Here is a 13069-nt window from a genome sequence, read left to right as displayed (position 1 = left end):
TGCAATCGAGCCACACGACCCCGAGAGGCGCGCCGCGGGGTCGGCCGCGGGGTCAGCGTTATCTCCCGAACAGCCCGCGGACCGCGTCGAGTAGTCGCTGGCGCATCAGATACAGTTCGCCGGCGGTCGCGGTGAGCCCGACGCCGACCGCGCACGCCGCCCAAAACAGGTCCCACGGCGTCATCCACACCGGACGGAGCCACGGCAGGACGTGCGACAGTCGCGTCGACAGCCCGCTCATCGGTTCTTCGAGCGGCGTCCCGGCGAACGTCGACTGAACCCGCGAGACGAAGCCGACGCTCCCGTCTCCGCCCGCGGTGATGTTCGCGCTCCCGGTGATGGGGTACGAACCGCTGGCGTTTAGGTCCCGAATCGTCGGCCCGGAGGACTCGTCGCCGTGGGCGACGCGCTCGGCGTCGTACGGCCCCCACGTCGCGTAGTACTCCCAGACGACCTCGCCGGTCGGCGTAATCTCTATCACCCGATGGTTGAGCGTGTCGACGACGAGCGTGTTGCCGTTGGGCAGGCGGTCGGCGTCGCGCGGCCAGTTGAGCGTGTTCTTTCCGACGGACCACGTCCGGACCCACTCGCCGTCTTCTTTCGCGTACTCGACGACGCGGTTGTTCCCGCTGTCGGCGACGAGCATGGTCGGCGTGCCGTTCTCGCTGACCAGCCAGTCGGGATTGTGCTGTTCGTTGAGCACGTCGTAGTCGTCGTCGGTGCCGAGGCGCTCGACGATTTCTTTCGACTCCATGTCGACGACGATTGCCTGGTCGAAGTTTCGCGGCGACAACAGGAGCCGACCGTCGCCGATGTAGTCCACGTCGTTGACGTGGCTCCAGTCGGCGTTGTAGCCGCCGTCGGTGCCGGTCGGGAAGTGGTTCTTGAAGTACCACTCCCACGTTATTTCGTCGGTCGTCCGGTTGTACACGACGATGCGGTCCTCGCTGACGCCGGCGGAGTCGTTCCACTCGCGCATGTTGGCGATGAGGAGTTCGTCCCCGCCGAAGGCGTCAACGTCGTGGGTGTCCTCCATGTCGAAGCGCTGCTCCCAGACGCGTTCGCGGGTGTCCGGGTCGAGTTCGAAGACGACGGTGTCGGTCCCGCGCGGCGACGAGACGAGCAGGTTCCCGTTCGGGAGCGGGTCGACGTCGAAGAACCACGCGTTCCCGTTGACCGAGTCGTCGTACGTCCACTGGAGGCTCCCGCGTTCACCGACCGAGACGACCCGAGCGGGTTTCTTCGGGTTCGTGTTGCCCTGGAAGGTGTAGCCTTGGACGCTCACAATCGTCGACCCGTTGGCGGGGCTGGTGACGGTCCCCGGTTGGAGGCTCGTCTGCTGCCCGGGGTCGTACGTCACGGCAGAGACGGCCGAAGGAGCGAGAAGGCCGATAATGAGGAGGAACACGGCACCGCGGAGGGCGAGCCGTTCGTTGGGAATATTCATATGGAGTGGGTTAGCACCGGGGTTGTTCAATACTTTATGAATCCGATTAGGTCGTGAGAAAATCAGCGCGACGAGAGAGTCGTCGGCGCGGTCAGACCTGCGCCTGGAGCATCCCCGAGGTGCGGATGACGAAGTAGAGGACGAACGCGACCGCGAGCGCCCACTGGCCGGCGCTGACATCGTCGTACTCGCCGGCGGCGACCTTCACGAGCGGGTACGAGACGATGCCCGCCGCGATGCCGTAGGCGATGGAGTACGTGAAGGGCATGACGAGGATGGTCATGCCGGCGGGGATGGTGAACGTGATGTCGTTCCACGCGATGTCCACGACGTTGCGGAGCATCACGACGCCGATGACGACGAGCGCGATGTGGGAGGCGTACTGCGGGATGGCCGTCGCGAGCGGGACGATGGCGAGCGAGCCGAGGAACAAGAGGGCGACGACGAGCGCGGTGAGGCCCGTTCGTCCGCCCTCTTCGACGCCGGTGGCGGACTCGACGTAGGTCGTGACCGTCGAGGTGCCGAGCATCGCGCCCGCGGTGGTGCCGACCGCGTCGGCCATGAGCGGCTTGTCGATGTCGGGGAGGTCACCGTCGTCGTTGAGGAAGCCCCCGGCCTGCCCGACGCCGACGAGCGTGCCGGCGGTGTCGAAGAAGTCGACGAAGAAGAACGTGATGACGATGAGGGCGAAACTGAACGCTTCGACGTTGCCGAAGCCGGAGATGAACGCCCCGGCCAGCGGCGTGATGTCGTAGGTTGCCGCCGAGGAGCTGGCGACGAGGTCGGCCTCGGCCGAGACGACGCCCGAGACGGTGAGGCCCCAGCCGAGAAGCGACGTACCGACGATGCCGATGATGATAGAGCCGGGGACGTTCGCCGCGTAGAGCGCGAACGTGAAGAACAGGCCGACGATGGAGACGATGGCGATGGGGTTCGACGCGAGGTTCCCCATCGTGACGAGCGTCGAGTTGTCGTTGACGACGATGCCCATCGCCTGCAACCCGATAATCGCTAAGAACAGCCCGATACCGGTGCCGACGGCCATCTTGACCGGTTCGGGGAACACCTTGATGATGGCTTCCCGCGCGCCGACGGCGGTGAGCGCGATGAAGATGAGCCCCTCGACGAAGACGGCCGCGAGCGCCGTCTGCCACGGGACGCCCAGCGCCCCGACGACGGTGAACGCGAAGAAGGCGTTCAGGCCGAGCCCCGGCGCTTGCGCGAAGGGTCGGTTGGCGTAGAACGCCATAATCGTGGTCGCGATGGCGGCCGCGATGATGGTGACGACGGCGAGCATCGACTGGACCTCGCCCGGCGTGTAGCCGGCGATGGCGATGCCGTCGACGCCCTCGATGTACGGTTGGTCTGTGAGAAGCGACGGGTTGACGACGACGATGTACGACATCGTGAGGAACGTCGTGATGCCCGCGAGAATCTCGGTCCTGACCGTGGACCCGTGTTTATGCACGTCGAAGTAGTTTGCGAGGGTTTCAGAGAGCCCCATGATGCACGACTAAGCATACCCACGATTGCACACATAAGCATTACCATCCTTCCGAGCAGAATTATCCACGAACGTGGATTAAGCTACCCATTCGACGTGTCAGACCGGCACAGAAGTGCCTATTTCTACGTCACCTGTAATTGAACTAAGTAGTTCAGAACAGTTTATCCGCGGGTCCGTGAGCCGTCAGTCGAAACTGCTCAGCGCGCCGACCGGCGCGTCGGTGAGTTCGCGGGCGCGGTTCGTCCCCTCGTCGCCGACGGCGATGAGCGCGAAGACGCCGGCGATGTCGGCGTCGGCCTGCAAGGCGATGTCCAAGAGGAGTTCCTGGGTCTCGCCCGAGCGGATGAGGTCGTCCACGACGAGGACGCGCTCGCCGCCGTCGATGGCGCTGGCGGGGAGGTAGTAGGTGAGTTCGATGCCGGACGCAAGGCGCTGACGGGATTCGATGAAGTCCTCGACCGCGGTCTCTTTCGACTTCTTCGCGTACGCGAGGCGCGCGCCGAAGTAGCTCGCCATCGCCGCGCCGAGGGTGATGCCGTCGGTCGCCGCGGTCAAAATTACGTCGGGGCGTTCGAGATCCAGCGTGTTCGCCGCGACGGGCGCGACAAGGTCGAGGAACGACTGGTCGAAGACGACGCCGGAGTTGTCGACGTAGCCCTCGTCGTCGAATCGGACGCGGGCTTCGAGTTCGTCTGCGAGCGCGTCGCGGCCGACGCCCTCGACGACCTCGCGGGCGCGTTCGACCCCGGGCAGGACGTGCCCGTTGACGTACCGGTTGAGGTCGCCGGCCGGCAATCCCGTGAGTTCGGCCAGCTCGTCGTACGTCCGGGTCTCTTTGAGCATCCGGAGCACGGAGACAGCCTGCAACTGGAGTGCGGCCTTCTCTGCTCTGTTCATGCCTCCGGCTTCGTACTTGCACAAAAATGAATACTTCGATTGCCGATTCCGAGTGAATTAGTCACAAGCGTGTATTAGCGGTCGGCGTCGGCCAGCAGGTCCTCGGCGGTGAGAAGCGACTCCAGTTCGATATCGTGGTCGGCCAGCAGCTCCGCCGCGCCCTCCTGTCGGTCCACGACGACGACGACGCGGTCGACGACCGCGCCGGCCTCGCGGAGCGCCTCCACGGCGTCGACGGCGCTCTGGCCGGTCGTTGCGATGTCTTCGAGGACGACGACTTCCTCGCCCTCGTCGAGCGCGCCCTCGATGCGCTTTGCCGTCCCGTACTCCTTCGCCTTCTTGCGGGCGATGACGTACGGCTTGTTCGTCTCGACCGCGGTGGCGGCCACGAGCGGGACCGCGCCGAGCGCGACGCCAGCCAGTTTGTCGTCGTCCGCGACGCGCTCTGCGAACGCTTCGGCGATGAGCTTCAGACACCGGGGGTCGGTCTCGAAGAGGTACTTGTCCACGTAGTAGCTCGACGTGCCGCCGTGGGAGAGCTCGAACTCGCCGAACTGGACCGCGTCGGCGGCTCGGAGCGCCTCGATGAGTGCTGCGTTCGCCATCTTGTTTCGAGAGGGTTCAGGGAGGCGCTTAAGCGGGACGGTTCGGGTGAGCGGTAACCGCGTGGATTACCACGGCTCGTTTTTGAGTCCCAGCAGGTACGCGCCGACGTTGGTGACGACGTGCAACACGGGCGTCATCACGAGCACGACCGCGAGCACGGGCAGGGAGAACGTCGCCGCGAACCAGCCGGGCGCGGCGACGAACGCGAGGGCGAGCGCGCCGACGACGAAGTCGAGTTGGTCGAGGCCGGGGAAGGCGGCCCCGCGCTCGCGACCCGAGCGACGCTTGAGGAACGACGCGCCGATGTCACCGAGCATCGCGCCGAGCGCGAGACCGAACCCGGCGGCGAGCGGGAACGTCGGGAGCGAGACGCCGAGCGCGCCCGAGGCCGCGGGCCCGACGGCGTTGAGGACGACGGCGAGGAGCGTCCCGGCCAGCGTCCCGGCGGCGGTGCCGCGCCACGTCTTTCCGTCCCCGAGGACGCGCCGGCCGCCCCACGTTCGGCCGCCGTCGATGGGGCGGCCGCCGCCCGCAAGGACGGCGGCGTTGTTCGGCACGTACGCGGGCAGCATCGCCCAGAAGGCGGTGGCGACGAGAGAGACGACCATATCGACCCGTCGGCGGCGAAGACTGTAAGTTCCGACGGTTCGTCGCCGGGCGAGGCGACGATGTCGTTCGATTTCGCGTCCGAATCGATGATAACCCTCAATAGCTGACGGTCGCAATCGTTTATTATGATTCCGCCCATCGCGAGCAGGTTCGTCGCGGGAGAGTCCGCGGCGGGAGCGCTCGACCACGCCCGACGGATGAACGACGACGGCGTGGCGGTCATCCTCAACCTCCTCGGGGAGCACTACGCCGAGCGCGCCCCCGCGGACGAGGACGCGGCGGCCTACGTCGGCCTCGTCGAGGACATCGCCTCGACCGGCATCGACGCCTGCGTGTCGGTGAAACCCTCGCAAATCGGCCTCGACGCCGGCGACCGCGTGTTCGAGGAGAACTACCGGCGCATCGCAGAGGCGGCCGACGAACACGGCGTCTTCCTGTGGTGCGACATGGAGGACCACGAGACGACCGACGTGACCCTCGACGCCTTCGAGGAACTCGCCCGCGAGTTCGACGGTGGGATGGGACTGTGCGTGCAGGCGAACCTCAAGCGCACGCCCGACGACCTCGAACGCCTCGCCGACGTGCCGGGGAAAATCCGCCTCGTCAAGGGCGCGTACGACGAACCGGCCGCGGTCGCCCACAAGCAGAAATCGGCGGTGAACGAGGCGTACAAGGAACTCCTCGCGTACCTGTTTCGGGAGTACGACGGCGGCATCGCGGTCGGGAGCCACGACCCCGAGATGATTGACTACGCCCGGGACCTCGGCGCGGAGTACGACCGCGACTACGAGGTGCAGATGCTCATGGGCGTGCGCGAGGACGCCCAGCGCGAACTCGCCGCCGACGGCGTCGAGGTGTGGCAGTACGCGCCCTACGGCGACAAGTGGTTCTCCTACTTCTACCGCCGGGTCCGCGAGCGCAAGGAAAACGCCCTGTTCGCGCTCCGGGCCGTCGTCGGCGTCTGAGCGAGCGCCGGCACGCGGCGCGTGTCTCTCGTCCCACACTAGAAATCCCCTTATGCCCACGGGTTCACGTACCCGATATCAATGTCCTCGTGGAGACGCGATTTTGCCAGCGGTCTCGTAGTCCTCGTCCCGCTCATCGTCATCCTGTACATCCTCGCCTTCTTTTATAACGGAATCACGTCGATTCCGTACGTTGCGACAGTTCTTTCCACCGACGGGACGGTGACGCCGCTTTCGGAGGCGCTCGGATTTGTCATCTCCATTATCATCTTCCTGCTGTTAGTCCTCTCGGTCGGCTACCTGATGCGGACGACGGCCGGCCGCCTGCTCGAATCCGGCCTCGACGCCGCCATGAACAAGGTCCCGCTCGTCCGAATCGTCTACAACGCTTCTAAACTCGCGGTCGAAACCGCGCTCACCGGCACCGAAGACCTCCAGAAGCCGGTCCGTCTCGAAACGTGGCCGGGCATCCGCATGACCGCGTTCAAGACGGGGAAGACGACCAAAGACGGCCGGGAAGTCGTCTTCATGCCGACCGCGCCGAACATCACCACCGGGTTCGTGATGGAGGTCGACCCCGAGGATATCGAAGAAACCGGCGAGAAGGTCGAAGAAGCCCTCACGCGCGTCCTCTCGGCCGGGTTCGCAGAACAGGAAACCGTCGACGAGTTCGACATCGAAGTGACCGAGGAGTCCGGCGACGGGCAGGTCGCCGCCGACGAGTAAGGCTCGCGCCCCGCGCCGGCGGTCGTCGCTATCGGCTCGCGTCGGGACCGCGGCAAAAAAACTAGTTTTCGCGGGCGTCTCGGGTTACTGCTCGTCGACGTAGGTGAACCACTCTTCGTGGTCGTCGGTGCGGCGCTCCACGAGGTCGAAGAAGGCGGACTGGAGCTCCTCCGTGACCGGGCCGCGGGTGCCCTCGCCGATGACGACGTTGTCGACCTTGCGGATGGGAGTCACTTCGGCGGCGCTGCCGGTGAAGAACAGCTCGTCGGCCGTGTTGAGTTCGCCGCGGCTGATGGTCGCGCTGTTGTCGACCTCGTAGCCGCGCTCGCGGGCGAGCGTGATGACGGTGTCGCGGGTGATGCCGTCGAGGATGCTCTGGGAGAGGCCGGGCGTGTAGATTTTCCCGTCGCGGACCATGAAGATGTTCTCGCCGGGACCCTCGGCGACGTTGCCCTCCTTGTTCAAGACGATAGCCTCGACGTAGCCGTTGCGGCGGGCTTCCTCGCCCGCGAGCATGGAGTTCACGTAGAGACCGGTCGTCTTCGCGTTCGTCGGAATTTGGCTGGAGGCGTGCTTGCGCCACGACGAGACCATCACGTCGACGCCGTTTTCGAGCGCGTCCTCGCCGAGGTAGGTCCCCCACGGCCACGCCGCGATGGCGACCTCAGTCGGGTTGTCCTTGGGGCTGACGCCGAGCGAGTCGTAGCCGTAGAACGCGATGGGGCGGATGTATCCGCCGTCGAGGTCGTTGCGCCGGATGACCTCCAGGGTCGCCTCGGTGAGTTCCTCGCGCGTGTACGGAATCTCCATGTCGTAGGGCTTCGCGGACTGATAGAGCCGTTCGAGGTGCTCCTCCCAGCGGAAGATAGCCGGGCCGCGGTCGGTGTCGTAGGCGCGAACCCCCTCGAAGACGCCCGTCCCGTAGTGGAGACCGTGGGTGAGGACGTGCACCGTCGCGTCCTCCCAGTCCTTGTACTCTCCACTCTGCCAAATCGTCGAGACATCCATCTCGTCAAATCCCATGTAGTGGCCTTCGGTGGCCCCCTCTAAAATCATGACGACCCGACTACCGCGTCCCCCGCGGTTTTGTCTGCGGGCCGCCATGACGGGGGTATGAGCCTCGAATCTGTCGCGGTCACGGGCGGGACCGGAAACCTCGGGCCGACCGTGGTCGCCCACCTCCGCGCGAGCGGCTACACCGTCACGAATCTCTCGCGGCACAGCGAATCGGCGCTCGCGGACCGCGACTACCGCGTGAGCGCGCTCGACCCGGGCGACCTCACCGCGGCGCTCAGCGACGTCGACGCCGACGCGGTCGTCCACCTCGGAACCATCTCGACGCCGACGAACGACCCCGGCCACCGCGTCTTCGAGAGCAACGTCCAATCGACCTACGTCGTCCTCGAAGTCGCCGCCGCGCTCGACATCGACCGGGTCGCCCTCGCCTCCAGCATGAGCGCCATCGGCGGGAGCTTCGAACCCGACCCCGCCCGAATCGACTTCCTCCCGGTGGACGAGAGCCACCGCGCGACGCCCTCGAACCCCTACGGCCTCGGGAAGTACGTCGCAGAACAGACCGCCGCGGGGTTCGTCCGCCGCGACGACGCCCCCGAGACGGTCGCCAGCCTCCGATTCCCGTGGATGCCGAGCGAGGAGGAGGCCCGCCGGACCTTCGCGGAGGCCGACCGCTCGCTGTCGGGACTGCGGGACGCCGGGTACTTCCACACCGCGCGCAACACGCTGTTTGCGTACCTCGGTCGGGAGGACGCCGCACGACTCGTCCGCCGGGCGCTCGAAGCAGACTTCGCGGGCCACGAGGTGTTCTGGGCCGCGGCCGCCGACACCTCGACGACCGTCGAATCTGCGACGCTCGCCAGCGAGGTCTACCCCGACGCGGAGACCAGAGAGCCGCTTTCGGGCCACGAAGCGCTCGTCTCGACCGGGAAGGCGAAGCGACTGCTCGGGTGGGAGCCGACGTGGTCGTGGCGCGACGGGCGCGCGTGAGAAGGTAAATCCGGGCGACCCCTCGGTCGCTCAGACGAGTTCGTCGATGAGGCCGTCGCCGTCGACGAAGGCGAAGCCGTGTCGGTCGGCGTAGTCGCGGACGGCGTCTTTCGGGAGCGCCGCGCCGGTCTCGTCGTCCAGCATCTCGCAGACGACGACCGCGGGCGAGATACCCGCCTCGTCGGCCAAGGCGAGGCCGAGTTCGGTGTGGCCCTGGCGGTCCGAAAGCAGGTTCGGCGCGCCGCGGAGCAGGTGGACGTGACCGGGCGCGCGGAACTCGCCGCCGAAGTCGTCGGCGTCGTACTCGCCGGCGCGGGCGGCCTCGGCGACGGGTGCGAGCCGAGAGATGGTCATCGCGCGGTCGCGGTCGGTGATGCCCGTAAACGAGTCCCGGTGGTTCACGGTGAAGGAAAACGACGACCGAGAGTCGTACGCGAGGTCGTGAGACGACGCGGCCGGGTGGTCGAGCACGTCGTCCATGAACGGGAGACCGAGGGACTCCGACACGTCGCTCGGAAGGGCGACGCAGACGAGGCCGCCGGCGTCGTTGCGCATCCGGGCCACGTCGGCGGAACCGACCGCGCCCGCGGGGTAGACGAGGTCGGTCTCGCCCTCGCGGTCGTCGAAGTCGTGGACGAGCACCGGCTCGCCGGCGCGGAAGGCGTCGAGGACGCGCGAGACGGCGTCGAAGTCGCCGGTCGATTCGGCGGTGCGGCTCATTCGTACTCCGCCTCCTCGACGCGGACCGTGACCGCGTCGCCGTCGTCGAGGTCGAGTTCGTCGCGGAGCTTGTCGGGCGCGATTATCTCCAGTTGCGACTCGTCGTGGTGGGTCCGCTCGGGGACGATGATGTGGACCGGCTCGTAGGAGTCGTCGCCGACCGCGACGGAGGCGGCGTAGCACGTCGCCGGGCCGAAGGTGCGTTCGTCGTCCTCCCAGCCGTCGATGGGAACCGCGTCGAGGGCGGTCATCCCGGCGCGGGCGCGGACCGCGTCGTCGTCGAGGCGGACGTTCAGCGTGCCGGGGAACGGCTCGTAGCCGAGTCGGTCTTTGAACTGCTTCATGTACCCCGAAAGCGAGATGTAGTGGCGACCCTCGCCCATTCCGCCGGTGACTTCGCCCTCGAGGACGACCACGGAGGGCGTCTCGAAGATGCGCCGGTAGTCGGCGTACTCCTGTCTGAGCGCGGACTCGCCCGCGTCGGTGATGGTTATCCACTGGCCGTCGGAGACGACCTCGCGGTCGATGAAGTCGGCCTCTTCGAGGCGTTGAAGCCGGCGAGAGGCCGTCTGGTTCGACACGTCGAGTCGATTCGCGACGCCGGAACAGGAGAGCTTGACCGGGCCGGAGCGCCCGCCGTCGAGCGCGACGAGCTTGAGCGTGGCCAACTCGTCGTACCCGACCGCCGCGGCGACTGCCGATTCTGACATACTCCCGGCTTCGAACGCGCGCCCCATAAGCGTATCGTAAGTGGAACGCATTCCAAAAATGAGATAGATGGTGGGGGAGAGAACCGGCGGGGTGGAGCCGCCGTAGATACGCGGTAGTTTCAATCGGGAACGGGTAAGTCCGTCGGTCAGTCTACCGCGGTGAGAAGGAATGGGTACGGGGGAAGCGCGGCCGCACCGCGTGATTCGACGAGTGGGTGTCAGCCGTTGGAATCGGTGGAGTGCGGCTCACGGCCGAGGTGGCGGTCCGCGGCCGGGGACGATGGACCGGGACCGAATCGGGGCACGTCGGGCCGAGTTGGGGCGACGTCGAACGAGTCCGGGGCGCGTGGAACGGTGGGGGACGACACGGGACGCTGTGGGGAAGCGAGGGAGTGATACCGTGCGTGCGGTTCCGCGCGTCCGAATCCGTGAATTCGACCGAATCCGTCGGGTCGACGACCGAACGGCGACCTCAGAGCGACGACGCCCGCCGCTCGGAGCTGACCTGTGAGATACCCGCGTTCGCCGAGCAACTGGGACACGCGTAGACGTTGCCGTCCTCGTCACCGAAGACGCGGACGAAGTTGTTCGACACGAACGCATCGCAGTGGTTGCATTGACTCATGGGTGGGTGGTGAGAGCGGCGGGTCGCCGCCCCGTGGTTCGAACGTCGTCCCCGGGCGATATACCACTACTACCTTACTAGTAAGGTACCGACGCGGGTGGCGCTAAGACCACCCCGAAAACCGAGGGGAACGAACGTCCCCGGTCGGCGCGGGTCGCGGTCGCCCGGACGGTTCGGAAAGGCCTTTAGCCGCCTATCGAGAATCCGCGTACATGTTCAGACAGTTCCGTGAGGAGGTCGAGACGGCGCTCTCTGCGGCGCTTTCGTCGCTCGACCTGCCCACCGACGACCTCGGGGTCGAGGAGCCGCCGGAGGACGTACCCGCGACGCTCGCCTCCAGCGTCGCCTTCCGACTCGCCGGGGTCGTCGGCGCGCCGCCGCCGAAAATCGCCGCCGACATCGCCGAGGAACTCTCCGTCGAGGGCTACGACTACCTCGCCGCGGTCGACACGCAGGGCCCGTACGTCAACTTCCACGTCTCCGACGCCTACTACGACGATACCCTCGACGCCGCCGCGAGCGACGAGGCGTACGGTCGCCTGCCCGCGACCGGCGACAGCGTCGTCGTCGAGCACACGAGCGCGAACCCGACCGGGCCGGTCCACGTCGGCCGCACCCGCAACCCGGTCATCGGCGACGCCGTCGCCAACCTGCTCGACTTCGCCGGCAACGATGTCGACCGCCACTACTACGTGAACGACGCCGGCCGCCAGATGGCCGTCTTCACCTGGGCCTACGAGACGTTCGACGAGGATGACCTCGAGGGCGAACCCGCACGGGAGCGCGTCGAGTACGACCTCGTCCGCTACTACCGCAAAGGCAACGCCTTCCTCGAGGAGGCCGACCCCGAGGAAGTCGAACGGGCCGAAGCCGAAATCACCGAGATTCTCCAGGGCATCGAGGAGGGCGACGAGGAGACGTACGCCCGCGTCGAGACCGTGGTCGACCGGGTGCTCGGCGGCATGCGCGAGTGCCTCGAACGCCTCCCCGCGGAGTTCGACGAGTTCGTCAAGGAGACGCGGTTCATGTTCGACGGGAGCACCCGCGACCTCGCGGAGCGCCTCAAGGAGACCGACCACGCCGTCTACGAGGAGGACGCGTGGCAGCTCGAACTCGACGACTACGGCTTCGAGAAGAACCTCGTGTTTCTCCGGTCGGACGACACCTCGCTGTACACGACGCGCGACCTCGCCCACCACGAGTGGAAGTTCGACAACTACGACCGCGCCGTGACCGTCCTCGGCGAGGACCACAAGCTCCAGTCCGGCCAGCTCCGGGCCGCGCTCGACATCCTCGGCAACGACGTGGACAAACTGGAGAACGTCATCTACTCGTGGGTCAACCTCCCCGGCGGCGAGACGATGTCCACCCGCAAGGGGACGGGCGTCATGCTCGACGACCTCCTCGACGAGGCCATCGATCGCGCCCGTGACGAGGTCGAGACCCGCCTCGAAGGCCGCACCCGCGACGACGACCTCGACGAGGCCGACATCGACCGCATCGCCCGGCAGGTCGGCATCGGCGCGGTCCGCTACGACATCGTCTCCAAACAGCCCACGAAGACCATCACCTTCGAGTGGGACCAGGCGCTCAACTTCGAAGCCCAGTCCGCGCCGTACATCCAGTACGTCCACGCGCGCTGTTGCGGCATCGCAGACGAGGCGGCCGCCGCCGGTCTCGACGCGAGCGAGGTCGACCCCGCCGTGCTGACGACCGACGCCGAGCGCGACCTGCTGGCGACCATCGCGCGGTTCCCCGCGGTCGTCGAAACCGCGGCCGACGACCTCGAACCGCACACCGTGGCGACGTTCGCCCGCGAACTCGCCGAGGTGTTCAACACCTTCTACCGCGAGTGCCCCGTGCTCGACGCCGACGAGGAGGTCGGCGCGGCCCGACTCGCGCTCGTGGAGGCCTCGCGGAACGCGGTGGCGAACGCGCTCGCTATCGTGGGCGTGGAAGCGCCCGAGTCGATGTGACCGCGGGCGAATCGGGTGTTTCGGTGACGGCGTTTTTCGGGCGGTTCAGAAGAAAAGCGGGAGCGCGACGGCCCCGGAGATGAGCGACCCGCCGACCGAGAAGACGACGGCGGCTCCGCTGCCGAGCGCGAGAACGAGAAACAGGACTATCCACCAGAAGGGAACGGACTCGGATTCTGCCATAGAGGGCATTCCGCAGACGCGAGTAAAAGACCTTCCCGTTTAGCCGAGGAAGCGACTGAGGAACCCCGTTTTCTTCCTGTCTCTTATACACATC

General features: G+C 66.8%; 14 protein-coding genes. 4 read left to right on the top strand and 10 right to left on the bottom strand.

Annotated features, from left to right (window positions below):
* Positions 1-58: 58 nt before the first annotated feature.
* The 5 genes from C458_RS15120 to C458_RS15100 form a co-directional block, all read right to left on the bottom strand.
* Positions 59-1447 carry an aryl-sulfate sulfotransferase gene (locus C458_RS15120; RefSeq protein ID WP_008577022.1) on the bottom strand — a complete coding sequence of 463 codons (1389 nt, stop codon included), beginning with the start codon at positions 1445-1447 and terminating at the stop codon, positions 59-61.
* 91 nt (positions 1448-1538) lie between these two features.
* Positions 1539-2951: an NCS2 family permease gene (locus C458_RS15115; protein ID WP_008577020.1), complete on the bottom strand. Its 1413-nt coding sequence runs from the start codon at positions 2949-2951 to the stop codon at positions 1539-1541.
* A gap of 186 nt (positions 2952-3137) precedes the next feature.
* Positions 3138-3851 (bottom strand): phosphoribosyltransferase family protein, encoded by a 714-nt coding sequence (locus C458_RS15110; RefSeq protein WP_008577018.1) that lies wholly within the window; start codon positions 3849-3851, stop codon positions 3138-3140.
* 74 nt (positions 3852-3925) lie between these two features.
* Positions 3926-4456 (bottom strand): orotate phosphoribosyltransferase, encoded by a 531-nt coding sequence (gene pyrE / locus C458_RS15105; protein WP_008577017.1) that lies wholly within the window; start codon positions 4454-4456, stop codon positions 3926-3928.
* Between the two features lie 66 nt (positions 4457-4522).
* Positions 4523-5065 (bottom strand): CDP-2,3-bis-(O-geranylgeranyl)-sn-glycerol synthase, encoded by a 543-nt coding sequence (locus C458_RS15100; protein WP_008577015.1) that lies wholly within the window; start codon positions 5063-5065, stop codon positions 4523-4525.
* Positions 5066-5191: 126 nt separating this feature from the next.
* Here C458_RS15100 and C458_RS15095 point away from each other — a divergent pair, with 126 nt between their 5' ends.
* A complete protein-coding gene (locus tag C458_RS15095) occupies positions 5192-6031 on the top strand; it encodes a proline dehydrogenase family protein (protein ID WP_008577013.1) in 840 nt (279 codons plus the stop codon).
* Between the two features lie 81 nt (positions 6032-6112).
* On the top strand, positions 6113-6757 hold the full coding sequence (locus C458_RS15090; protein WP_008577012.1) for a DUF502 domain-containing protein: 645 nt from the start codon (positions 6113-6115) through the stop codon (positions 6755-6757).
* An 84-nt stretch (positions 6758-6841) separates the two neighbouring features.
* Here C458_RS15090 and C458_RS15085 read toward each other — a convergent pair whose 3' ends face one another.
* The gene (locus tag C458_RS15085) at positions 6842-7780 is read right to left on the bottom strand and encodes a branched-chain amino acid transaminase (RefSeq protein ID WP_008577011.1); all 939 of its coding nucleotides are present in this window, start codon (positions 7778-7780) and stop codon (positions 6842-6844) included.
* A 90-nt stretch (positions 7781-7870) separates the two neighbouring features.
* Between C458_RS15085 and C458_RS15080 the strand changes: the two genes are divergently transcribed.
* The gene (locus C458_RS15080) at positions 7871-8761 is read left to right on the top strand and encodes an NAD(P)-dependent oxidoreductase (protein ID WP_008577010.1); all 891 of its coding nucleotides are present in this window, start codon (positions 7871-7873) and stop codon (positions 8759-8761) included.
* Positions 8762-8791: 30 nt separating this feature from the next.
* Here C458_RS15080 and ribB read toward each other — a convergent pair whose 3' ends face one another.
* From ribB to C458_RS18555, 3 genes are all read right to left on the bottom strand, one after another.
* Positions 8792-9481 (bottom strand): 3,4-dihydroxy-2-butanone-4-phosphate synthase, encoded by a 690-nt coding sequence (gene ribB, locus C458_RS15075; protein ID WP_008577009.1) that lies wholly within the window; start codon positions 9479-9481, stop codon positions 8792-8794.
* Positions 9478-10218: a DUF120 domain-containing protein gene (locus C458_RS15070; RefSeq protein ID WP_008577008.1), complete on the bottom strand. Its 741-nt coding sequence runs from the start codon at positions 10216-10218 to the stop codon at positions 9478-9480. The genes ribB and C458_RS15070 overlap by 4 nt, the downstream gene beginning before the upstream one ends.
* A gap of 445 nt (positions 10219-10663) precedes the next feature.
* Positions 10664-10816 (bottom strand): hypothetical protein, encoded by a 153-nt coding sequence (locus C458_RS18555; protein WP_008577007.1) that lies wholly within the window; start codon positions 10814-10816, stop codon positions 10664-10666.
* A 212-nt stretch (positions 10817-11028) separates the two neighbouring features.
* Between C458_RS18555 and argS the strand changes: the two genes are divergently transcribed.
* Positions 11029-12792 (top strand): arginine--tRNA ligase, encoded by a 1764-nt coding sequence (gene argS / locus C458_RS15065; RefSeq protein ID WP_008577006.1) that lies wholly within the window; start codon positions 11029-11031, stop codon positions 12790-12792.
* A 45-nt stretch (positions 12793-12837) separates the two neighbouring features.
* Here argS and C458_RS18550 read toward each other — a convergent pair whose 3' ends face one another.
* Positions 12838-12975 (bottom strand): hypothetical protein, encoded by a 138-nt coding sequence (locus C458_RS18550; protein ID WP_004044600.1) that lies wholly within the window; start codon positions 12973-12975, stop codon positions 12838-12840.
* Positions 12976-13069: the final 94 nt, after the last annotated feature.

It is taken from the genome of Haloferax sp. ATCC BAA-644, from assembly GCF_000336975.1.
GTDB classification, from domain to species: Archaea; Halobacteriota; Halobacteria; order Halobacteriales; family Haloferacaceae; genus Haloferax; species Haloferax volcanii.
This window is presented reverse-complemented; position numbering and strand designations above follow the sequence as displayed.